The sequence below is a fragment of the Vreelandella zhanjiangensis DSM 21076 genome, from assembly GCF_000377665.1.
Lineage (GTDB): Bacteria > Pseudomonadota > Gammaproteobacteria > Pseudomonadales > Halomonadaceae > Vreelandella > Vreelandella zhanjiangensis.
In genome coordinates, this window is the sequence record NZ_KB898649.1 from 162,363 (window position 1) to 184,723 (window position 22,361).

At 51.8% G+C, this 22,361-nt stretch carries 25 protein-coding genes; 13 read left to right on the forward strand and 12 right to left on the reverse strand.

Features of this window, described 5'->3' with window-relative positions:
- Positions 1 to 7: 7 nt before the first annotated feature.
- Positions 8 to 784 carry a TatD family hydrolase gene (locus tag D467_RS0109750; RefSeq protein ID WP_018917330.1) on the reverse strand — a complete coding sequence of 259 codons (777 nt, stop codon included), beginning with the start codon at positions 782 to 784 and terminating at the stop codon, positions 8 to 10.
- A 116-nt stretch (positions 785 to 900) separates the two neighbouring features.
- On the reverse strand, positions 901 to 1,509 hold the full coding sequence (locus D467_RS0109755) for an OmpW/AlkL family protein (protein WP_018917331.1): 609 nt from the start codon (positions 1,507 to 1,509) through the stop codon (positions 901 to 903).
- 608 nt (positions 1,510 to 2,117) lie between these two features.
- On the opposite strand from D467_RS0109755, the gene D467_RS0109760 reads away from it, so the two are divergent.
- Positions 2,118 to 2,972, forward strand: coding sequence for an AAA family ATPase (locus tag D467_RS0109760; protein ID WP_018917332.1), 855 nt, complete (start codon positions 2,118 to 2,120; stop codon positions 2,970 to 2,972).
- A gap of 3 nt (positions 2,973 to 2,975) precedes the next feature.
- A complete protein-coding gene (locus D467_RS0109765) occupies positions 2,976 to 4,157 on the forward strand; it encodes a vWA domain-containing protein (protein WP_018917333.1) in 1,182 nt (393 codons plus the stop codon).
- A gap of 28 nt (positions 4,158 to 4,185) precedes the next feature.
- On the opposite strand, the gene D467_RS0109770 is transcribed toward D467_RS0109765, so the two are convergent.
- The gene (locus D467_RS0109770; RefSeq protein ID WP_018917334.1) at positions 4,186 to 4,749 is read right to left on the reverse strand and encodes a hypothetical protein; all 564 of its coding nucleotides are present in this window, start codon (positions 4,747 to 4,749) and stop codon (positions 4,186 to 4,188) included.
- A 111-nt stretch (positions 4,750 to 4,860) separates the two neighbouring features.
- Here D467_RS0109770 and D467_RS0109775 point away from each other — a divergent pair, with 111 nt between their 5' ends.
- Positions 4,861 to 5,253, forward strand: a complete 393-nt coding sequence (locus D467_RS0109775) for a RidA family protein (protein ID WP_026285702.1) — start codon at positions 4,861 to 4,863, stop codon at positions 5,251 to 5,253.
- Between the two features lie 5 nt (positions 5,254 to 5,258).
- Here the strand turns inward: D467_RS0109775 and D467_RS0109780 are convergent, their stop codons facing one another.
- From D467_RS0109780 to D467_RS0109790, 3 genes are all read right to left on the reverse strand, one after another.
- Positions 5,259 to 6,707 (reverse strand): cobyric acid synthase, encoded by a 1,449-nt coding sequence (locus D467_RS0109780; RefSeq protein ID WP_018917336.1) that lies wholly within the window; start codon positions 6,705 to 6,707, stop codon positions 5,259 to 5,261.
- A 260-nt stretch (positions 6,708 to 6,967) separates the two neighbouring features.
- Positions 6,968 to 8,344 carry a cytochrome P450 gene (locus tag D467_RS0109785; protein ID WP_018917337.1) on the reverse strand — a complete coding sequence of 459 codons (1,377 nt, stop codon included), beginning with the start codon at positions 8,342 to 8,344 and terminating at the stop codon, positions 6,968 to 6,970.
- 230 nt (positions 8,345 to 8,574) lie between these two features.
- On the reverse strand, positions 8,575 to 10,785 hold the full coding sequence (locus D467_RS0109790) for a S8 family serine peptidase (RefSeq protein WP_026285703.1): 2,211 nt from the start codon (positions 10,783 to 10,785) through the stop codon (positions 8,575 to 8,577).
- Between the two features lie 588 nt (positions 10,786 to 11,373).
- Between D467_RS0109790 and D467_RS0109795 the strand changes: the two genes are divergently transcribed.
- Positions 11,374 to 12,294: a glutaminase gene (locus D467_RS0109795; protein WP_018917339.1), complete on the forward strand. Its 921-nt coding sequence runs from the start codon at positions 11,374 to 11,376 to the stop codon at positions 12,292 to 12,294.
- 10 nt (positions 12,295 to 12,304) lie between these two features.
- On the opposite strand, the gene D467_RS0109800 is transcribed toward D467_RS0109795, so the two are convergent.
- Together D467_RS0109800 and D467_RS0109805 are read right to left on the reverse strand one after the other, a co-directional pair.
- Positions 12,305 to 12,817 (reverse strand): O-acetyl-ADP-ribose deacetylase, encoded by a 513-nt coding sequence (locus D467_RS0109800; RefSeq protein ID WP_018917340.1) that lies wholly within the window; start codon positions 12,815 to 12,817, stop codon positions 12,305 to 12,307.
- Between the two features lie 33 nt (positions 12,818 to 12,850).
- Positions 12,851 to 13,714 (reverse strand): methylated-DNA--[protein]-cysteine S-methyltransferase, encoded by an 864-nt coding sequence (locus D467_RS0109805; protein WP_018917341.1) that lies wholly within the window; start codon positions 13,712 to 13,714, stop codon positions 12,851 to 12,853.
- A 193-nt stretch (positions 13,715 to 13,907) separates the two neighbouring features.
- On the opposite strand from D467_RS0109805, the gene D467_RS0109810 reads away from it, so the two are divergent.
- Positions 13,908 to 14,501: a LysE family translocator gene (locus D467_RS0109810; protein WP_018917342.1), complete on the forward strand. Its 594-nt coding sequence runs from the start codon at positions 13,908 to 13,910 to the stop codon at positions 14,499 to 14,501.
- Here D467_RS0109810 and D467_RS0109815 read toward each other — a convergent pair.
- Positions 14,490 to 15,332 carry an AraC family transcriptional regulator gene (locus D467_RS0109815; RefSeq protein ID WP_018917343.1) on the reverse strand — a complete coding sequence of 281 codons (843 nt, stop codon included), beginning with the start codon at positions 15,330 to 15,332 and terminating at the stop codon, positions 14,490 to 14,492. The genes D467_RS0109810 and D467_RS0109815 overlap by 12 nt on opposite strands.
- Before the next feature lie 165 nt (positions 15,333 to 15,497).
- Between D467_RS0109815 and D467_RS0109820 the strand changes: the two genes are divergently transcribed.
- Both D467_RS0109820 and D467_RS0109825 read left to right on the forward strand, forming a co-directional pair.
- On the forward strand, positions 15,498 to 16,313 hold the full coding sequence (locus tag D467_RS0109820; RefSeq protein WP_018917344.1) for a DUF1206 domain-containing protein: 816 nt from the start codon (positions 15,498 to 15,500) through the stop codon (positions 16,311 to 16,313).
- Between the two features lie 8 nt (positions 16,314 to 16,321).
- Entirely contained in the window at positions 16,322 to 16,924 is a 603-nt protein-coding gene (locus D467_RS0109825) for a YqaA family protein (RefSeq protein WP_018917345.1), read from the forward strand.
- A gap of 6 nt (positions 16,925 to 16,930) precedes the next feature.
- On the opposite strand, the gene D467_RS0109830 is transcribed toward D467_RS0109825, so the two are convergent.
- Complete coding sequence (locus D467_RS0109830; RefSeq protein WP_018917346.1) at positions 16,931 to 17,248, reverse strand: antibiotic biosynthesis monooxygenase family protein; 318 nt, start codon at positions 17,246 to 17,248, stop codon at positions 16,931 to 16,933.
- 186 nt (positions 17,249 to 17,434) lie between these two features.
- On the opposite strand from D467_RS0109830, the gene D467_RS0109835 reads away from it, so the two are divergent.
- Together D467_RS0109835 and D467_RS0109840 are read left to right on the forward strand one after the other, a co-directional pair.
- Entirely contained in the window at positions 17,435 to 18,001 is a 567-nt protein-coding gene (locus tag D467_RS0109835; RefSeq protein WP_018917347.1) for an isochorismatase family protein, read from the forward strand.
- Positions 17,976 to 18,959, forward strand: a complete 984-nt coding sequence (locus D467_RS0109840) for a GlxA family transcriptional regulator (RefSeq protein ID WP_018917348.1) — start codon at positions 17,976 to 17,978, stop codon at positions 18,957 to 18,959. The genes D467_RS0109835 and D467_RS0109840 overlap by 26 nt, the downstream gene beginning before the upstream one ends.
- Positions 18,960 to 18,985: 26 nt before the next feature.
- Here the strand turns inward: D467_RS0109840 and D467_RS0109845 are convergent, their stop codons facing one another.
- Positions 18,986 to 19,408 carry an MAPEG family protein gene (locus tag D467_RS0109845; RefSeq protein ID WP_018917349.1) on the reverse strand — a complete coding sequence of 141 codons (423 nt, stop codon included), beginning with the start codon at positions 19,406 to 19,408 and terminating at the stop codon, positions 18,986 to 18,988.
- Positions 19,409 to 19,560: 152 nt separating this feature from the next.
- On the opposite strand from D467_RS0109845, the gene D467_RS0109850 reads away from it, so the two are divergent.
- The 4 genes from D467_RS0109850 (at position 19,561) to D467_RS0109865 (ending at position 21,905) form a co-directional block, all read left to right on the forward strand.
- Positions 19,561 to 20,364, forward strand: a complete 804-nt coding sequence (locus D467_RS0109850; protein ID WP_018917350.1) for a helix-turn-helix transcriptional regulator — start codon at positions 19,561 to 19,563, stop codon at positions 20,362 to 20,364.
- A 51-nt stretch (positions 20,365 to 20,415) separates the two neighbouring features.
- Positions 20,416 to 20,868: a carboxymuconolactone decarboxylase family protein gene (locus D467_RS0109855; RefSeq protein WP_018917351.1), complete on the forward strand. Its 453-nt coding sequence runs from the start codon at positions 20,416 to 20,418 to the stop codon at positions 20,866 to 20,868.
- On the forward strand, positions 20,868 to 21,056 hold the full coding sequence (locus tag D467_RS0109860) for a YrhK family protein (protein ID WP_018917352.1): 189 nt from the start codon (positions 20,868 to 20,870) through the stop codon (positions 21,054 to 21,056). The genes D467_RS0109855 and D467_RS0109860 overlap by 1 nt, the downstream gene beginning before the upstream one ends.
- Before the next feature lie 105 nt (positions 21,057 to 21,161).
- On the forward strand, positions 21,162 to 21,905 hold the full coding sequence (locus D467_RS0109865; RefSeq protein WP_026285705.1) for a class I SAM-dependent DNA methyltransferase: 744 nt from the start codon (positions 21,162 to 21,164) through the stop codon (positions 21,903 to 21,905).
- A gap of 45 nt (positions 21,906 to 21,950) precedes the next feature.
- Here D467_RS0109865 and D467_RS0109870 read toward each other — a convergent pair whose 3' ends face one another.
- A complete protein-coding gene (locus D467_RS0109870; protein ID WP_018917354.1) occupies positions 21,951 to 22,355 on the reverse strand; it encodes a DUF4019 domain-containing protein in 405 nt (134 codons plus the stop codon).
- Positions 22,356 to 22,361 lie beyond the last annotated feature (6 nt).

Consider the following 22,361-nt stretch of genomic DNA (forward strand, 5'->3'; position numbering starts at 1 on the left):
TAACCAATCAGATCCTGAAAAGCCGGCGGGTATTGTCGCGAATGGCCTCGGCAATCTCCTCCGGCGACTCTTCGCGAATCTCACAAAGGCTATTCCAGATGTGGCGAATACGCTCAGGGCGATTGGGCTCGCCCTGAAACCCTTGCACCGGCATATCCGGCGAGTCGGTCTCGAGCAAAAGCGATGAAAGCGGGAGGCGCGAAAGCGTTCGGCGGGTCTTGGTGGCCCGCTCGTACGTTAGCGTGCCGCCCACGCCGATATAATACCCTGCCTCGATGAAAGCCCGTGCCTGCTGCTCGCTGCCGGCATAACCGTGCACTACCCCGGTCCTTGGTAGCTCGACTCGCCTTAGGTGCATCGCGAGCTTGTCGTGGGCGCGCCTGGAGTGAAGGATCACAGGCAGCTCGAACTTTCGCGCCAGACGCAGCTGCGATTGAAGCAGCGCCTCCTGCCTTTCGAACTGCGGGTCCTCGATGTAAAGATCCAGCCCGATCTCCCCGATCGCCACTAGCTTGCTAGGTCTTTGGCGAAGCCATGCCTCGAGCCGGTCGAGATGCGCCTCTTCGAACTCGCCGATTGCCATCGGATGAATGCCGAGCGCGGCGTAAACCGGGTCGAAGCGCTCGGCCAGCGCCATCACCCCGCCGAAGCGCTCGGCTGTTACGCCCACCGCAATGATTTTTTCGACCCCGGCCTCGCTCGCCCACGCAAGACTCTGCGCTTCATTATCCGCGAAGGGGGGGAAATCGAAGTGGCAATGGGTATCAACGAAGAATGTGGTCATGTGGCTACTCCTTTACCGTTAGAGATAGCTTAAAAGCGGGTAAATCGAACATACACAAAAACGCCCGGCGTTTGCCGAGCGTTTCGAGATGACTAACGTCGATCAATCAGAGGACGTTAGAAGCGGTAAGTAACACCACCGCCGATCGTTACCGGGTTCATGTCTACTTTACCTACCGTGTCGCCACCAACACGTACATCAGTGTCGACATCGGCATAGCTTACATAACCGTTCAACAGAATATTTTCAGTTACCGCTAGGTCAACGCCTGCCTGGCCGATAGCGCCATAGCTTGCTTTAACATCAACGTTTTCCGGCTCGCCAGAAAAACGCGTGTAGTTCAGACCCGCACCAACGTACGGCTGTACGCGTGAATCCATTCCACCCAGCGGGTAGTAGTTCACTAGCAGGTTAACGGGCAAGCGGTCGATGCTGCCGATATCGCCTGCATTGGCAGTGTTCAGCTGGTGCTCAAATTTCTCAGAGCTATTGAGCTCAACACCCACTTTATCGGTAAACAGGTAACCAGCGCCGAAGGTGAAGCCGCTCTCGTTTTGAACATTGAGTTCGTCACCGAGCACATTACCGTTACCAGAACCGGTATCAGTTTTTGCGTAGCCACCGCGAACAAATGCATCGCCTGCGTTATATGCCAACGCCGCCTGGCTTGCCAGAGCGAAACCAGCAGTAATCACAGCGGCTGAAATCAATTTTAAGTTGCGCATTTGGTTCATCCTCTTTGCGTTTTAGCTGGGACCAGCGCCGGACAACCGGCTTGCCTATACAATATATACTATTCGAACAGTGTTTCCAAATTATGTGTGGAATTTTTTTATACTCTTGTACAAGTTTAATTTTCATTAGACATAAAAAAAGACCTCCCGAAGGAGGCCTAGGTGGAGCACGCCAGCTCACTTTGTGTACCGCGCGGTACGTTCACCGCAGCGGTGTCGCAAAGAAGGGAAAGCAATCGGTCAATGCTGATTACTCTATTCATTTGCTGCTTACCTAATATATTGCGAACTGCGTGCCATTTTTTAAAATTTACAAACAAAACATAAACTTAATTAAAAGTATAAATTTCTAACTGTTCTACTCTAACGCCAAGAATGGTGTATTGCACCAGCACCGCCCATCTATATGAGATTTTGCTTCATTAAGTTACATGCCAGCATTGGATAGCTTTTTTGTTAGTCCTGATATTAGCTCTATTCAATACTGGTGCTCAGGTCATACGAGATGTACTGGCTTTGAGTTGGCTCTGCCGTTTACCCTCACGTACACTTGTTTGAAATTCATATAACACGATCTTTTGACTAGCCGAGGCTCTCACATGGCGTTTGAATCCACCTCTTCGTACATTGCCACTAACGCACTTAAACAGGCGGTTAACGCCGCGGTAGTTCTTGAGCGTCCGCTTCTTATCAAAGGCGAGCCAGGCACCGGTAAAACACTACTGGCGGAAGAGCTGGCCGAATCGCTAGGCACTCGGTTGATTACCTGGCATATCAAGTCCAGCACCAAAGCGGCCCAAGGCCTTTATGAGTACGATGCGGTTAGCCGCCTGCGCGATTCCCAACTGGGGGTTAAGGGCGTTGAAAACGTTGCCAACTACATCAAGCCTGGCAAGCTATGGGAAGCCTTTACCGCTAATGAGCGCGTGGTGCTGCTGATCGATGAGATCGATAAGGCCGATATCGAGTTTCCTAACGACCTGCTCCAGGAACTTGATCGCATGGAGTTTCACGTTTATGAAACCGGTGAAACGATTCGTGCTGAACAACGCCCTATCATTATCATCACATCCAATAACGAAAAAGAGTTGCCCGATGCTTTCCTTCGCCGCTGCTTTTTCCACTACATTGAGTTCCCCGATCGCGACACCATGCAGGCGATTGTAGATGTACATTTTCCTGATATCGCCCCCCGGCTGGTCAGTGAAGCGCTTAATGTATTCTTTGAACTTAGAGATGCCCCTGGCCTAAAGAAAAAGCCCTCAACATCAGAACTGGTGGATTGGCTAAAATTGCTGATGGCCGATGAAATTGCCCAGGAAGCGTTGTATAACCGCGACCCAGCCAAAGCTCTGCCGCCCATGGCCGGCGCACTGGTTAAAAATGAGCAGGATACGCAGCTTCTTGAGCGCTTGGCGTTTATGTTACGCCGCCAGAAAGGCACAGGTCGCTAAGCCATGTTTATTGGTCTGTTCGAAACCTTAAAACGTGCAGGCGTGCCTGTTTCGCTACGTGAATTATTGGATCTTCACGCAGTGGTTGAACGTGGTGTGGTATTTGCCGATATGGAAGCGTTCTACCAAGTTGCCCGCACGGTAATGGTGAAAGACGAACGCCACTTTGACCGTTTTGATCGTGCCTTTGCCGTCTGGTTTAAAGGCCTTGAAGATATGGATGCAGCCATCGAGGCACTGATTCCAGATGACTGGCTGCGCCGAGAGTTCGAAAAACAGCTTTCTGAAGAAGAGAAAGCCAAGATTGAATCGCTAGGCGGCCTGGAAGAACTGATCGAAACCTTTAAAAAACGCCTGGAAGAGCAGAAAGAGCGCCACGCAGGCGGTAACAAATGGATTGGCACCGGCGGCACCAGCCCGTTTGGCGCTTATGGCTATAATCCTGAAGGCATTCGCATTGGCCAGGAAGGCTCACGCCATCGCCGCGCAACCAAGGTATGGGATGAGCGACGCTTTCGCGACTATGACGATTCTCTGGAGCTTGGCACGCGCAATATCAAGATGGCTTTGCGCCGGCTGCGCAAGTTTGCTCGCCAGGGCGCTTTAGAAGAGTTCGATGTCGACAGCACTATCCGCGAAACGGCCCGCGATGGCGGCTTATTGAACGTTCAGATGCGCCCTGAGCGCCATAATGCCGTTAAAGTGCTGCTATTTCTGGATGTAGGCGGCTCAATGGATGACCATATTCGCGTTTGCGAAGAGCTTTTTTCAGCGGCCCGCTCTGAATTCAAGCATCTGGAGCACTACTACTTTCACAACTGCCTATACGAAGGCGTATGGCGGGATAATTCAAGGCGCGGCAGCGAGCGCATCCCAACCATGGATGTGCTGCACACTTACGGCGCAGATTATCAGGTAGTCATCGTAGGCGATGCGGCCATGTCACCCTATGAGATCACTCACCGGGGCGGCAGCGTTGAGCACTTTAATGAAGAGCCCGGCGGCCTGTGGCTTAAACGCGTCTGCGAGACGTTCCCCCACTTGGCGTGGCTTAACCCTATGCCGCCCCGTGCCTGGGAGTACACGTACTCCACGCAATTAATCCGTGAAATTATCGAAGATCGGATGTATCCCATGACGCTGGAAGGGCTAGAAAGTGCAATGCGTGAGCTGGCCAAAAAGTAGCCTCGGCCAGCTCACCGGAAACACATGATTAGAGCGTTGCAGGAAACTGGTTCAAGCCGTTTAAAAAGTCCTGCTTGGCGCTCTCAAACGCTTTCGCATCGTGTTTAAAGCGCCGCAGAATCAAGGCCTCATCCAGCTCGACCGTGGCAGCTAGCTCACCTGGGCCACTGGCCGGATGGCGGCCACTCAAGCCAATACGCTTGTTGTCCTGCCCATCAAACCAGCGCTTGATGCCGCTCGCTTGATATAGGGCTTCCTGCTCGGCGCTTTCAACCTCGACCCGCAGCGGCGCCTTAAGTGATAGCTCGCTGATTAAGCGCTGTTTGGCGCCAGTCGATCCCAGTTCACAGGCGTGAGTAATCGTCATGCCTTCACCGGCCTCATCCAGCACCAGCAACGCTAACGCTAGCGGCTTACCGGCACCATCTACGCCCGCCACCAAGCGTGCAATCTCTTGGGTAAACAGGACGTTTCGCGTACCGGTAAATACCACCAGCGGCGTTAACCCTGCCTGCTGACCATATACTTCAGCACATAACCGCGCTAAACAGGCATCTCGCTGCCCTGCGTCTTTAATCTGAACTACCTTCATTACGCTCTCTTTAAGCTGTTGCTAACCGTATTAGCTACGTTAATGCATGTGAACTGATCGGGATACGAATAGTCACACAATTGAGCACTTTTGCTGCCCAATGGAGTGTAAATGCCACAGTTTATCAACGACCCGACATTACCCAAACCGGACTTCCCAGGAAGTCACATGGTGATTGATGACCACTACGTGTTTATCTCAGGTCTGACCGTTGCCGACCTTTCTAACGGCCACGCTGCCAAAGGCGATATCAAGGAAGAAACGCGTCTGGTAATGCGCGAGCTTGAACGCATGCTGAACCAAGAAGAAGGAAGCTTAGCGGATGTGGTGCGTGTTGACATCCATTTGGCTGATTTAAAAGACCTCAGCGCAATGAACACTATTTATGCTGAATTCTTCGAGCAAGGGCACTACCCGGCCCGCACGTGCACTGAGTCGCCCTCTATCTGCGGCGGTAGTCGTCTTGAAATTACCCTTATGGCTAAGCGTGCCAGCCGTGGCTAAATATCTCAGGATTGAATAAGCCCTAAAATGGTGCCCATATCCAAATGCGCTTCCAGCGAATCCGCCAAGCGGTCCAGCTCCCGTTCGCGATGAGTCAGGTAATCAACCGGTTCGGCGTGCACCAGCCCCAAGCGCCTTAAAAGCGCTTGGCAAGCTTCTGGATGATCAAACAGGCCGTGCAGATACGTACCCATTATCTGCTCATCCTGACTCACCGCTCCTTCCATTCGGCCATTTAGCTCAAACAGCGGATTTGCTAGCGCCGCCCCATCGCTTACCCCGTTATGAATCTCATAACCGGTCACGGCAGCACCATCGGCTATCAAAGAGCCGCTTACGTTACGCAGCTGCTTGCCTGGCACCATTTGTGTGGTAAGGGGTAATAAACCTAAACCCATTACGCGCCCCGGCTCGCCTTCAAGGCCGGCTGCATCGTCTATCCATTGGCCCAACATTTGAAAGCCGCCGCAAATACCCAGCAGCTTGCCGCCGTAACGCAGGTGGCGATGAATCGCCGACTCCCAGCCTTGGCGCTTAAGCCACGTCAAATCGCTGGCGGTGCTTTTGCTGCCCGGTAAAATAATCACATCGGCAGGTGGAATCGGCCGGCCCGGGCCAATAAATTCAAGCGCCACCTGAGGATGAAGGCGTAGCGGATCAAAATCTGTATGGTTACTAATGCGCGGCAGGGCCGGTACGATAATTTTTAAAGGCGCTGCCTGCGCGGTTTTTTGAGTTAAGCCAACACTATCTTCGGCATCCAACAATAATCCCTGCAGGTACGGCAGGGTGCCGAACACAGGTTTACCGGTCCGCTGGGTTAACCATTCAAGGCCTGGGTTAAGTAGCCCTATATCGCCACGAAAACGATTAACAATAAAACCCCGCGTGCGCGCCTGCTCGCTTTGGCTGAGTAACTCAAGCGTGCCGACCAACTGAGCAAATACGCCGCCCCGATCAATATCGCCGACCAGCACTACAGGGCAATCCGCCACTTCAGCGAACCCCATATTGGCGATATCACCCTTACGCAGATTAATTTCAGCAGGGCTGCCCGCCCCTTCGGCAATAATGACATCAAAGCGATCTTCAAGCGCCTGCCAAGCCGCCATCACGCTCTCTTGGGCGGTCTGTTTAAAAGCGTGATAATCCAGCGCATCCATGTGACCGTAAACCTTGCCGCGCAAAATTACCTGAGCGCCACGGTCGGTTTCAGGCTTGAGCAGCACAGGGTTCATATCGCTATGCGGGACAACGCCCGCCGCTTGCGCCTGCAAGGCAGTAGAACGGCCAATTTCACCGCCATCTTCGGTCACAGCGCTATTTAGCGCCATATTTTGTGGCTTAAAAGGAGCAACGGAGATGCCTCGACGTTTTAAAACGCGGCATAGCCCTGCGACCACCGTGCTTTTGCCCGCATCTGAGGTGGTGCCCTGAATCATTAAGGTGGCCATGCGCCATGCTCCGTGCATTCATAAACTCAAAGGAGGCGGAACTTTAGCGAGCGTCATGCCAGGTTGCAATGCACATGAATGGCAACGCAGATCGGGCAAGGTTATAAACCTTGTTCGATCTACCATCCTTGCGGCTACCTATAGCGAGATTAACGATTAAAATACTGTTTTAGTAACAACGCTTTGATAGCCACAATTTTATAACTGAGTTCTTATAAATTAGCCCTTATAACTGAACTGAGTCGTTGTAACCCCCGTCTTTATAATGCGGAGTCTGCCTGGTTTGAGGGAGAATCCGCGTGCTTAACGCGAAAGCAGAGATGGAAATTGCTCAATAGCGCGGGCATGGGTTCATCCCCCTTCAACCTCTCCGGCGGATCCAGGCTGAACTGATGGTTTTTCATCAGGCCAGCCAGTACCGCACTGGTCACCAGCAGCACGATATGTCTTCCAGGGCAAATACCGGGGCCGCCGCTAAAGGGCAGCAGTGGCCAATGCTTTAACTGCTCGGGGTCTAACCATATATCGGGCGCAAAACGATTAGCTATGTCTAGCAGGCGATCATCCCGATGAAAATACGGTGCATGAATCAGCAGCGTGGTGTTCGTTGGCATTTCGCCCTGCGACCAGCATGTCCGTTCGGTTGTTTCGCGCAAGATAAGCGGCGTGGTTGGCCAGAGCCGTAAAGCTTCCAGCACACAGGCTTTTAAAAAAGGGTTATTCGGCTGAGGCTGCGGGTTTTGCTCAACCTCTTTTTGAGCAAGCTCATTCTGGGCGGGATGCGCACAAAGCAGCGCCAGCGCGCGAAACGTCGCCATACCGGCGGGTTCAAAAGCAAACAGCCACTGAGGCATCTGATCCAACGGCTTTGCCTGGCCTTGAGGCGCGTAATCCGATAGTTTCGCCGCCAGGCTATTGGGTTCAGCTTGCTCTACATAATGCGCTAAACGGTCATGAAATTTTTGCCTTAAACGTTTACGTTTGGGGTGCATAAATCCCCAATTAGCTGCCTTACGCAGTTGAATAAGTTCCTGAGTGAGCGAGTAATCATCTCGGGCAGCATCACCGAGCACCACGCGGCGTACGATACGATTCCAGGCATCAAAGAATAATGGCCAATCCAGCTGATGATTATGGTGGTAAACGGTCTTTAGGAGCGCGTCCACCTCCTCCTCAGCCACCCGGGTAAAATGCGCAGAAAAGCTGTGCATCGGGCAGCTGCTTTGCAATACGTCATCATTTAGACGTCGCCGCTCTTCGCGGGCCTTTCCGTGCGAGATCAACGCCATATCCGGCTCAAAGTGGGAAAGCGCGCTCTGTTTTGCAGCTTCCGCCGTTGCGAACGGTTCGGGCATTTCCTCCATCACCCGATTGGCATCGTCTGGGTCTAATACCAACGCCATAGGTTTGAAAGGTGTTTTAAAAAGTAACGGGCCTTTGCCATATTTATTGCTGAACGCCTGCACCTGTTTTACGGAGCGCTGGTCCAGTGCCCAACGCTCGGCGAAATGTACAACACCGGGGCGGCGAACAATTACCCCCTTCGCAATGTTCGGGGCCATTACCTTAAACAAGAACGATAACGTTTCGCTAAACGATGCGGTCGGTAATGAATCATTGATGGTTTCCTTTACCATTAGCTTTCTCCATTTAACAACTTTCTTTGAAAGCTAAGTCTAGATGCCGCTTAACACAGTGCAAGTTCACTAGTCTCAAGCTTAAACTTTCCAATATTTATTAAGACATTTAGCAATTTAGTAAAATATTGATAAAAATAATAAAATTCTTCAGATTACTTTTTAGATAGCAATGAAATAAAAAAACCGGCATTTCTGCCGGTTAATAATCGGATCTATAAAGTTAATTCTTACAATAAAGCAGAATAACTAATCATGGCCGCCGTATCGGAAGGAGCACCGGCAATGTGATCTGGCTCTAGGGTATGGAGTAAGTTGAATTGCCATTGCTTGTTGGGCTGGGGAGAAAACGAGTAGCCAAACTCAATGTCTACCTGACGACCCGATGGCGAAAGTGAGGCTTCTCGGTCTTCACGAATAACGCTGCCATCAAGCGTTCGCCCTACGGGCACATCCAGGGTGGCAATACCGCTTTCGATACGCAGCGGTTGATGCAGTGAAAACGCTGCCCGCTCGTTTTCGTTCTGCCATTGCAATCCTAGCGCTGCCTTTTGCGTATGAACGTCGCGGATGTGGGTCAATAGTCCGCTGCCCTGGGCATTTCCTCGACCTTGTTCAAATTCAGCAAACGTACTAAACCCATTCCCCAGTGCCGCTTGGACGGCTACACCGGCAAAGGTCATTTCGTTATGATCGCCCAAACCCAAAGCACCCGACCCACTGGCGCCCAACAGACCATTGGACTCCTCTAAGCGGCCTACCTGAGTCGTCATGCTTAACGCAGGCGATAGCTGCCACTCAAAGCCAACGTCAGAGCGATTAGCTCGATAATCGCTATCGATCGCCGCGTCCAACTCATTGCCCGCCCAGTGCGTGGCAACAAGGCTCACGCTATCGCCCAACCCGTAATGGGCTTTTACGCCATTGATGCTTTCAAGCGACTGAGTCAATGCAGACCCACCTTGAAAAGAGATCATCGGCATAAGTCCCGATTCGGCGTAAGCACTCATCGGGCTTGCCTGGGCACCCGAGAAATTGAAAGCGCTTAAGTAGGCGTTGCCTATAGCACCATCGAACCGGCTGCTGAGCAAATCACCGGCTCCATTAACACTGGAGGTAAAGCGATAAGGCCCCATGCTCACCGACTCCGTTTGCAGCGACGCAGCCGAATACTTGGATAGCTGCTCCATCTGCCCACGAAGCTGGGTTGCCCGGCGGGTTCGTGGCTGGGCACGCGCGCCTAAATCAATCTGATAATCCCGGCCCAAACTATCAAACGCGGTAACGTTATCCAACGCACCCGCTTCAATGAACGAGTTACCAAAAGCACTTGATAAGAGAATATTAGAACGTTCAGCTAGCTCACCACCTGAGGCCACCTGCTCACTTTGGGCAACCACCAACTTACCTTCCGGCGCTAACGCCGCATCGATATCGGCAATACCTTGGCCAAAATAATAAGTGCCACAGTTAGTAGTAGCGTTGCTGCCACAATCACTTTTCCCGAACAGCGCACTTTCCTTGCTTGCCGTTTCAAGTAGCCGCTGGCTAGCCTGTTGAGCATTCATATGCGGCCAGCGCGCTAAAATGCCTGCCGCGTATTCAGAAATGCGCGCGGCAGAAAATGACGTACCCTGGGCACCTACCTGCCGATACACATAATCGGTGGCGATAGCCCGCTCCTGCAGCCGCTGATCATCACCAGGGAATGAGCTTGACGGATGAATATTGCCATCGTTTGTGGTGCCGACAGCAATCAGCGTCATGTCATAGAGTTCTGGCTGGCTGTCATAAAGAGGACGGCCTGCCGTATTGATAGCCAAACCTTCATTACCAGCACTGACGACGTAGACAGCCCCTTTACCCTCATTGGCATTAACGACTTGAGCAAAAGATTGCTGAGAAGTTACACCATTAAAGGAAAGGCGTGGATCGCTGGCCTGTAAACGCTGAGAAAAGCTGGCGTTGATGACACGCGCGCCACGCAGAGCGGCTTCACCAATGGCGTAGTTAATCGCACTACTACGGTTTACACCATTTTGCTCAATCTTGATCAGATCAAGTCGAGCACTACCTAGCGCGCCGCTTGTAATCGTCGAGGCCACCGCATTGCCATGCCATTCATTATCACCACTTACGTCACGAGTATTGGTATGAATATTAAGCGTATCAATTACCAAGCGGTTATTAGGTATGCTGTTGATATCAAAAGCACTATCAACTACCGCCAAACGTATTCCTGTTGGTGAAGCTGAACTTTCCTCATTAAAGGAAATAGTACCGGAAGGTAAGTCACTGCGAGCAAGGCTGGGTTCTGCGTTATGAACACCTTGAGTAGGGTCTACGCCACTATCACCACCACCACCGGAGCTACAGCCTGTTATAGAGATGGTACCTAGCGCCATTCCAATGGCCAGCACAAGAGGATTTCGGTTACCCATGAGTAGGTACCCGAAAGAGGTCTTTCAGAGTCATTTTAATTAACACTCGCTAATATATAAGGACATCGGGGAGGATGCGCGAGCATTAAACAATAACTTCTTACAGTCAGCAACCTAAGTTTACATTTAACAAACTGTAACGTTTAAAGCAATGTATTTAAGTTCAACACTATAGTTGAAATTGATAATATTTTTCACTAGCAACATACTTTTTAATATAAACGCGACGACATTAGTTATTTCTGACATATAACTATAAATAACAATATATTAAGATCAATTTTTATATTAGCACTATACATAATAGAGCTTTACTTTTCGTTACACATACAATGTATCATACGATTTATACGGCTTATTTCACAAATAAATGAATATGTGGTTACCCAAGAATCTGAATAAAAATATTCTTAACGATTCTGTAATGCCAAAAGTAAATGTGAAATTAAAAAAATGGTCCATCACTTGCCATTCACACCCCCTGGCAGCATGCATCACATTCGCGCGTTCCCACGCCCTCTAGCAGACATTCCCTCCTTTTTCGGTTACGGTGGCAGGCTTCTCTTACCTGATATCAAACGGCTATAAATGCAAGATTTACTCAATGAGATCGCTGATGCGATGGCTGCCGAAACCGAGCGTGGCAAAGTTGCAGACTATATCCCCGAGCTTGCTCACGTGGATCCCAAAAAGTTTGCCATTTCTCTTGCTACCGTAAAGGGCGAGCGCTATTCCGCTGGCTGTGCCACCGCCCCTTTCTCAATTCAGAGTATTTCGAAGGTATTTACGCTGACGATTGCGCTGGGGAAAATGGGTGATGCGCTTTGGTCCAATGTAGGCCGTGAGCCATCTGGTGATCCGTTTAACTCTATCGTGCAGCTTGAGCATGAAGGCGGCAAACCGCGCAACCCGTTTATCAATGCCGGCGCCATTGCCGTGGTTGATGCCATCATGATGGGCCATGAGCCCAAAGAGACGCTTGCCGAACTGCTAAGCTTCGTACGCTATATTGCTGACGATGAAAGTATTTGCTTTGACCATGTGGTTGCCGCTTCTGAAATGGCGCATCGCGATCGCAATGCCTCCCTTGCTCACTTCATGAAAGCCTTTGGTCGCCTGCGCCATGACGTTGATAAAATCCTGGGCACCTATTTCCACCAATGCGCCATCGCCATGAACTGCGAGCAGCTCGCCCACGCCGGGCTGTTTCTGGCCTCCGATGGCGTCAACCAGCCCAGCAATATTCGTGTGGTTTCCCCTCAACGGGCACGGCGTATTAATTCGCTGATGATGATGTGCGGTCATTATGATGCATCGGGCGAATTTGCCTTCCGAGTGGGCCTGCCGGGTAAAAGTGGCGTTGGCGGCGGCATTCTGGCGATAGCCCCAGGCCAGGGCTCGATTGCCGTTTGGTCACCGGGCCTGGATGACTACGGCAATAGCCTGCTGGGTACGAAAGCGCTTGAAATGTTTGTTCAGCGTACCGGTTGGTCGGTGTTTGGCCATTGAGCCTAGCTTATTAGGGTTTTAATTGGCCAAGACACGCTTCATATACAGCCAAATCCCTGGAAGAAAAGCAGCAAAACGTAACCGTCTCAACGGTCGAGCCCTGCTTCAGTGCCTCGCTCACCGTTGATACAGCAATCCTTGCAGCTTCTTCAATAGGATAACGGTATACACCTGTGCTGATACTTGGAAACGCTACCGAGCGCGCACTGACCGATTCAGCTAGTGCCAAGGAGCGTTGATAGCACGATGCCAACAGCTCAGCTTCACCGTGCGTTCCACCATTCCATACCGGGCCAACAGTATGAATCACGTAGCGCGCCGGTAGCTTAAAACCCTCGGTCAGCTTTGCATCGCCAGTTGAGCATCCACCCAGCGTTCGACAAACTTTCAGTAGTTCAGGCCCAGCGGCACGGTGAATGGCGCCATCCACGCCGCCACCGCCCAGAAGCGAGGTATTGGCAGCGTTGACGATGGCATCAACATCAAGCGTGGTGATATCAGCTTGAATAGCGGTGATGTTCATTTATAACCTCCATGTTAACGATTAGGTGGAAAGTTAGTAGATAGTGACAGGTTCTGCTTCAGATGTTTGAGCCGTTAGCTGTGCAAGCTCCCAGGCTTGCACCATCTGTTTTTTAGCAATGCCCCAACGGTAGCCGCCTAACGCACCGCTTTGTTGAATAACCCGGTGGCAGGGAATCCACAGTGCAATTGGGTTGGCCCCCACCGCATTGCCCACGGCTCGCGACGATTTAGGCATGCCAAGTGCCTGGGCAATATGCGTATAGCTCGCCAGCTGTCCCTCTGGGATGGTGAGCAACGCTCGCCATACGGCCACCTGGAAATTGGTGCCGGTCACGTGAAGCGATAGCGTACCGGGCTTGGCTTCAGGCTTTGCAAAAAGCGCATCGACTACATACGCCGTCGCCTCAGGACGATGATTGAGCGTGCTTCGCGGCCACTCCTTAGCAAGCCGCGCCAGCAGCTCATCGGAACTGGTGGCATCCACAAAACCCATGCGGCAGATGCCACGTGGGGTGACTGCTACCAGCACGGTACCCAGAGGCGTTGCATGCACGCCGTACTCGATACGTACACCCTCCCCCTGGCGCTTATGCTCGCCAGGCGTCACCGCTTCCAGCTGCACAAAGTGATCGTAAAGCCGTGAGCCCCCGCTTAGGCCAAGCTCGTGAGCCACATCAAGCAGTGTGCGGGGTTCTTTTAATAGCTGCTTACCCCGTTCCAAGGTTAGGGCCTGCAAAAAGCGCTTGGGCGAAATACCAGCATAGCGGCAGAACAGACGCTGAAAATGATAGGCGCTTAAATGGACATGAGCGGCAACCTCATCCAGGCTGGGCTGCAGTTTGGCTCGCTCCACCATGTAGGCCATCGCCTTTTCGATACGCGCGTAATCATCCATTGCCGGTTCCTCTGCTTGATACCCAAGCACTTTTATCCAAGTACTTTTATCTACAAGTGCTTTTATCTACAAGTACCCTCTAGCGTAAGCGCTTCATGCCCACCTGCCGACCCGAATCTTGCGCATATCAATTTTATACAATACGCAGTCCTCACGTTATCGCACACTCCTCTTACTGTTTTGGAGGATCATCATGAGCGTTTCACTATTACTACCTATGTCAGCCTTTGCCCTTGCAGCGTCTATTTCTCCTGGCCCGGTGAATCTGGTATGCCTAAGTAGCGGTACTCACTACCCTATCGCTAAAGGGTTAATCTTTGTGACCGGCGCCACGCTAGGCTTTATAGCGTTGTTTATAGGCGTTGGCGCTGGGCTTTACTCTTTACTTACCACAGTGCCTTTACTTGAAGAGCTACTCCGGTGGGCAGGGATAGCATTTTTGCTTTATCTAAGTATTAAGTTAGCAATGGATGACGGCACGCTGCCTGAGCAGGCAACTCCCAAACCGCCTGGATTTATGACAGGTGCGCTTATGCAGTGGCTCAATCCTAAGGCATGGATTGCCTCCGCCTCAGGTATTGGCGCTTATACAAGTGGTAATGACCTGACACAAATTGCCATGTTCGCCGCGCTCTACCTACCCATTTGTTGGCTATCGCTAGCAAGCTGGGTTTACGCGGGCGCTTTTTTAAAGCGCTATATTCAAACCCCTCGGCTACTAGTCGCCATTAACCGGCTGCTCGCAGTGTTATTGGCCGTAAGCTGCCTATATTTATTATTCACTTAGCGATTGTCGATACTGGTTGGGAGTAGCTGCGACCAACTGCTTAAAGGTCCTTTGAAAATGGGGCTGGTCGTTAAAGCCTACCTTCAAGGCGGTTTCAACGATGGGTTTGCCGAGCTTGAGCTCACGCTGGCCGAGCTGAATTCGCCGGTTTACCAGATACGCATGGGGCGTTAAACCAAAGTGTTGCTTAAACGTACGAATAAGATGCCCAGCGCTATACCCAGAGAAGTTGCAAAGATCCGCTAGAGATAACTCTTTTGATGCATTTGCATCCAAATACGCGGCTACTGCCAAAAGCTCATTTGGCACTTTTTGTAGCGGCTGATGGGGCTTTCGGGCAAGCCACTGCAATACTTCCAACAAATAATCGACTACTACCGTTTGCTTCTCAAGCAAGCTACGCTGATTATCCAGTAGGCAAGCGGCCATCGCCCGGTAAGCGTGATAAAACCTTGGCTGCGATATCACCGCCGTTGCAATATCCTCCCAGTCGGAGGAAGCCAGAAGCCCTGCCTGATAACGCAAGTCGGTAAGCCAGTGTGTATCCACATACAGCATCAGATAAGCCCAAGGCTCATTTTCAATAGGATTACATGAATGCACCCAATGTGGATTCATCAACACTAAGTCGCCCGCGCTAATTTGATAAGACGAATCGCGATAACGAAACGTGCTTTTACCGGCGGTGACTGCTCCAAACGACCAATGAGTATGGCTATGCGGCGCATAACATACCTGACGGGCATCGCTGATTTTGCGAAGCTCAATATGCGGTATCCCAGGGTGACGCCAAAAAACAGGGGCCGCTAAAGAAGAAGAGCGTGGGGGCATAGGTTATATCCAAGCCAATAGTGAAATGATGGATAGCAAAATGGCCGTTAACGCTTCGATATCAGCTACCTCATCACTCACGCTAGACAATAACATGCGACCGGCCCAGTATGGACAGCCGATTAATACGGATATTGAATAAAGCCATTCAGTCAGGAGGACACCATGGCCAAACAAACACCTGTGCGTGATCATCGGGATGCTATTACTCTGTTTGCCCGTATGGGTTACGCGGCTCGCGGTGTTGTCTATTTACTGGTCGGCGGCCTTGCCGCACTTGCCGCGCTGGGCGAAGGTGGCCAGACCGAGGGCAGCCGGGGCGCTCTGGAAAGCGTATTAACCGCGCCTTTTGGTAAAATTCTATTGGCAATCATAGCCCTGGGGCTTATTGGCTACGCGATGTGGCGCACCATCCAGGCAGTCAAGGATGCTGATCACCACGGCACTAATGCGAAAGGGCTCGCCATCCGGGCAGGACTATTGGTCAGTGCCGTCACTCATATATTGCTGGCCTTCTACGCCGCTAGTCTGATCTTTCGTCTGGGCAGCTCTTCTGGTGATTCGGGTGGATCTGAAGGCATCGTCAGTTGGTTGCTGCAACAGCCTTTTGGACGCTGGCTGGTAGGTGCTGTGGGGTTGGCGATTATTGGCGCGGGTATAGCCCATGGCCTCAAGGGCTTAAAAGCCAAATTCGATAAAAACTTTGACATGCCGCGGCAAACCCAACGCTGGGCTTACCCGGTTTGCCGTTTTGGCTTAGCGATTCGTGGTCTGGTATTTATTATTGTCGGCAGCTTCTTTCTTATCGCCGCCTATCAGATAAGCCCTAGCGAAGCAGGCGGCACAGAAGAGGTATTCAGTACGCTGCGAAGTCAGGCCTATGGCCAGTGGTTGTTGGTTTTTGTCGCTATTGGGCTGTTCGCGTTTGGCGCCTATAGTGTATTGGCGTCTATTTATCGCCGCATCAACCCGGCGATGTAGGTTTCTTCATGGTCATTGCATCAAGACGTATGAAAGCGTGGCTCGAGCGCATTAACCGCTCAAGGCATATGCTATGGCTATTAGGCGTTCTTTCGTTCTTGGAAACCATCATCCTGCCCATTCCTCTTGAGCTGATGATGATTCCCCTGATGGCCACCAACCGATCACGTATCTGGCACATGGCAGCAGTCATCACCGCGGGTTGCCTGGTTGCGTCACTAGTAGGTTACGGCGTGGGCATGCTGCTATTCCAATCCATAGGCACCTGGTTTATCGGCTTCATGGACTTGCAGGATAGCTATCAAACCTTCCAGACCCTTTTTAACCAGTACGGTTTTGTGTCGATCCTGGTCATTGGCATTCTGCCAATCCCTTTTCAGCTAGCCATGATTACCGCCGGCCTCTCAGGCTATCCGATCCTGCTATTTGCTCTAGCCGCGCTTATTGCTCGCGGCCTGCGCTATTTCGGCTTGGCCTGGCTTGTTTATCGGTTTGGCCACGGCGTACTTATTCTCTGGAAACGTCACGCACTGGCCGCAAGCCTTGTGGGCGGCGTGGCGGCTCTATTGCTTGTACTCGGCCTGCAGTTCCTAGCTGGGCTGGTAATATAGTCAGCCCTAAAACCCGTAATCCCGCTCCACTTTGGCAATCCGGGTTTTAAAATGCCGATACCACTGCTGATGCCCAAGCCGTTGCGCTTCTTTATGTTCGCCATGGGCTTTCCACGCTTTTATCGAGTCCAGATCCGCCCAATAGGAAACGGTAACGCCCACCTCATTGCGCGCTGATTCCACGCCTAGAAACCCCGGCTGCTGGGCGGCCAGCTCCACCATGCGTACCGCCATGTCATCGTAGCCATCTTCGATATCCGTACGCACAGAGGTAAAAATCACTGCGTAGTAAGGCGGCTCAGGGGTAGTAGCGATAAGGGGCATGGAATCTCTCTTGGGCTAAAGCTATGTCGGTACGCGTATCGTAATGGTTTGATGAGCCCTGTCTAGCGCAATAATCTAATTTGCATCAATGTCCGATATTGTCCGCTTCATGACCGCTCAGCGTATCGTTAGCACTACCTGAACCCTCTAGGCTGTAGCCTCACTTACATGCAACTGAGGCCTACCATGTCACTCTCAAACACCGCGCTACTCATGATCGACGTGCAATCTTCCTTTCCCGCGCGTGATTATTGGGTAGAATCGCTGGCTGAAGCGTGGCGGCCAAACCAGCGCGCCCTGTTAAACGCAGCCAAAGCGCATCAGATTCCCGTTGTGCGGATACTGCATGAAGCGCCCGGCAGCCAAGGCGCGTTTGACCCGGCAAATGGCCTGGTTTGTCCGCTTGAAAATTTTAACGATGCGGTGGCGGTCACGTTTAACAAACGTGTCCATAACGCCTTTAGCGATACGGCACTTGAAAGCTGGCTGCATGAACGCGGGATTACCCAACTCGTGATTAGCGGTATTCGCACCGAACAGTGCTGTGAAACAACGGCGCGGGTTGGGTCAGATTTGGGCTTTAGCGTCGATTTCGTCAGCGATGCAACGCTGACCTTCCCCATGACGCGCCAAGGCATCACCTGGTCGGCGGAAGATATCAAGGCACGCACGGAGCTGGTACTTGAAGAGCGCTTTGCGCGTATCATCAGCACCTTGGATTTAATCAATGAGTGGCAAACCCAGCGTGAGTGAACCGTTACGAATTGCAGTATTGATGATGCCGGGGCAAGTGCCGCTCGATTTGATTGGTCCGCTTCAGGTACTGCAATGCGCAAGCCGCCTGTCAATCGAGATTGACGTACGCTATATCGGCCCGCAGGACGCCTTGCAATGGCTCGGGCCGCTATCGCTTAGCGGCATAGACCCACTGCCAGAGCAGCTACCCCATCAGCATTTGCTGCTAATCCCCGGGCAGTATCGCAACAGCATTGAGCCATTGGTACAGCAAACGTGTGTCGGCTGGCTCAAGGCGAATGCCCAGTATGCCGATACGCTGATGACGGTTTGCTCAGGCACCCTGCTGCTTGCTGAAACGGGCCTGTTGAATGGGCGACGCTGCACCACGCACCACACGCTGCTTGACCAGCTACGAGCCAACGCGCCTCTGGCCAAGGTACAGCGCGACTGCATCTTTATCGAAGACGGGCACTATTTAACCAGTGCCGGTATCTCGACCGGCGTGGATACCATGCTCTACTGGCTTACCCGCACATGCGGCCATCAGTTGGCCTTGAGCGTTGCCCGGGAGATGGTGCTTTACCTTCGCCGCAGCGGGCAGGAACCCCAACTGGGCGCCTGGCTTGAAGGGCGCAACCACGTAGATGAACGAATTCATCGGGTGCAAGACTCTCTTTGTGCGGCCCCCTCACAACCCTGGCGGATGGAAACGCTCGCCGCACAAGCCGCCATGAGCGAACGTCACTTTCGGCGACGATTTAAACACCTCACCGGCATGCTGGTAGGCGATTACATTGTGGGTTTAAGACTTCAGCGCGCCAAAGCGTTAATGACCGAAACCACCTGGACACTCGCCCGTATTGCCGCTGAATCAGGGTTTGGTGACGAGCGCCAGCTGCGCAGAACCTGGTCGCGCCAGGAAGATACGTCGCCAGGCGTATGGCGCCGCTCCCAGCGATCCCTACCGATTTAATTCACCTTTAGCAGCAGCGCCAATGGCTAGAACAGCGTAACCAGGATTTGAATGCACATGATGATCATGCACAGGATCCCCACGCCATAGGAAATTGTTCGCCAAGGTTGAAGCGAGTTCAGATAACACAGCGTATGGCAGTAGCGCGAAGCGGTAAATAGCATGAAGAGCCACATGGCAAGCCCTGAAGAGGCGCCCACCAGAACGTAAGCAACGCCCAGCCCCAGGAAAATGGGAATGTTCTCAAGATCATTCGACCAGGCTTTGCTGGCCTTTTGTACCTGCGGCAACTCCTCTTGCGCAGGCGACTTGCCCGCCATTGCCGCATCCTCTGGCGTTTTAAAGGTCATTTTCGTGATGCGGTGAAAGCCTTGATATAAAGACGTGGCAAACATCTTTGCAAACAGCAGCACCGTCGCCAGCGCATACCAATAAACGGCCTCATCCATAATGCCTCCGGTAAGATTCAATCCTGGTTAACGCATGATTGCGTAGTTAAAGCTTCACTGCTCAAGCATAGCCACTTTCAGAGCCCATGTGTTTGCGGTTTAATGCAGATCATGCGATGAGGCCCGTTCATCAACGACAAAGGGGTGACGCCATGGCCCTATTTATATTGCCCAGCAACGCTGCCTGTTTGAATTTACAACAGCGCCTGCCTGACCCGCGTCTTCGCCCATGGGTACAATGTCTTTGGTCCATGACTGGGCAAGGCAGTGTTGTTCCACCTAAAACGGAAAAGCTCTACCCTGATGCCGGTTCCAGCCTTACGATCAGACTTGCCAGCTCCCAGCCAACCATCACGTTTTGCTTTAATAAAAGCACCCTGCTTGAAACGTTTAATCCGGCAGAAACTCGCTTAAGCATTCGATTCAAGGCGGCAGGCGCCTACGCTCTATTGGGCCTCGAACCACAGCAGTTTTCAGATATCCATCATTCACTAGGCATTGATGATAAACCGCCATGGCTGGATAGCCTGATGCCGGTTGTCGAACGCCTGTACCAAGTTAATACAGTAGAAGGGCTTGCACTGTTAGAGGCTTGGCTGATGAGCCGGCTGGAATGCCAATCGCCCAGCAATAGCCGCACTCAAAACCTGGCTTACGAAATTAGCCGGCTACAACTGCCTTTGCAGCAGCTAATGGCCAACCTGGGATTTACTCGGCGCACGCTGGAGCGCAAATTAAAGCAGGAGGTAGGCGTTTCACCCGGCCATTTAGTGGGCTATGCCCGGATGTATAATGCCCGCCAGCTGTTAACCACTAACCACCTTCCCCTCGCGGAGATAGCCCTACAGTGCGGCTACTTCGACCAAGCGCATTTTTCTCACGCCTTTCATAAATTCACCTATGAAACCCCAGCGGCTTATCGAAAGCGCAAATTGTCGCAAATTTACAAGGCGTAGAAGTCTTCCGGTTTTAAGCTCGTATTTCAACTTATTAACCGGAGCATATCCATGCTGCAACGTCTATCACCTGAAGCCGTTTATAGTCTATGCCCTCGCCTGCCCAAACATCTTATTGCCTTGGGCAAGGTCGAGGCTGGTTCAGTCATAAATCAAACGATAATTCATTTGGTTCACCTACGCGTCTCACAAATCAATCACTGCTGTTACTGTCAGCATATGCACAGCCAAGAGGCGCGCGATGATGGCGAGCGCCAGGCGCGTCTGGATGTATTGCCCGCCTGGCGAGAAGCGCCCTGCTTTTCTGCTGAAGAGCGTGCTGCGCTTGCCTGGGCGGAAGCACTTACCCTCATCAGCCAGGCAATGGTCAGCGATGACGATTATCAAAACGCCGTCACCGCGTTTGGCGAACAAGGCCTGATGGAACTCACCAGCGTTATTCTGGAGATCAACAGCTGGAACCGCATAGCAGTGAGCTTTCAGTTCACACCGGAGATAAACTGATGGTAATGACGCTGCGCCAACAGCTGCCTAACCTGCTGGGTATTCTGTCCAGCCTGTGTTTTTTCTTTGGCAGCTTTATGTTTCTACCCACGTTTGCAGCCTACGCAACCATCGGTGTCTGGTGCTTTGTGGCGGGGTCACTGATTATGTTTATTATCTATTTAATAAACATAAGAAGCGGACGGTAACCTCGCTCACCTGTAACGCGCCTAGCCAACAGGGCGCGTTACTTCTCAAACCCATCCCACTCGTTTACTATGCGCCACCCTCAATTCCAAGCTACCCAGGCCGCCATGTCCTTTAATGCACTCTATACCGATCTTTCTGGCTATTACGATTTAATGTGCGAGGACATCGACTACCCGGCGCAAAGTGACGCGGTTCGCAGGCTTCATCAAATTTTCGGTAACCGCGGTAATGCTCATCTTGATCTTGCCTGCGGCACCGGCCCCCACGTTCGTCATTTTATTGATCATGGCTACTTGAGTAGCGGCCTGGACATCAACCAGCCCATGCTGGATATCGCCGCTATACGCTGCCCCGAAGCCCAGTTTACATGCCAGGATATGGGTAGCTTTCAGGTAAACGAGCCGCAGGATCTGATTACCTGTTTTCTGTATTCGATTCACTACAGCGACGGGATTGAAAAGCTCAAGGCGTGTATTTCAAGTGCGCATAGCGCCTTAAAACGGGGCGGGGTTTTCTGCTTTAACGCAGTCGATAAGGATAAAATCGATAACGATCTGTTTGTGAAACACACCGCTAAAAAAGCCGACGATGCATTCACGTTCCGCTCGGGATGGTATTACAGCGGCAGTGGTGAAAAGCAGGCCCTTAAACTCAGCATTGAAAAAACCAATGCGCGCGACACCCAAATATGGAATGACGAACATCCCATGGTCGCGGTTAGCTTTGCCGAGTTAATCAGCCTTCTTGAGCCTTACTTTGAAGTTCATGTGTTCGAGCACAACTTTGAAGCTATCACGCCGTGGAACACTACCTCGGGGAACGCTATTTTTGTCTGCGTAAAAGTTTAGCGCTTAACAAGGGTTGCTCGTAGTTAATCAATAAAGCTAATAAGCTCAGTTGACATAATAACCGCTTACTTTCCAAACCCCCCCTTCCAGGTGCGGCGTAATAATTTCGATAATGCTGGGCTTATTGGTGAACCGCGTTTGATAGGTGAACTCCTTGTAATCATTTTTAGGAGCACCGGGCATGGATGTTTCGCTGATAACGCGTGTGCGGCGCCGCGATTCCACCGACCCGAAATCACGCCGTGCCGCGCTAATGGTCCGTTCCAGCATGCTGGGTGAAAGCGGGCGCTTAAGCAGCGGTGATGACTCTTCCCAAGCCAGTTCAAACTCGCCGCTGTCGATTGCTTCAAGCCATGCCAGCACTGCTGCTTCTGCCGCATCGGTATTCGCCTGGGCATAGGGTGCTATCAGTAACAAAGCCGTGATAAAACAGGTCAGCATTTTTGGCATGAATAA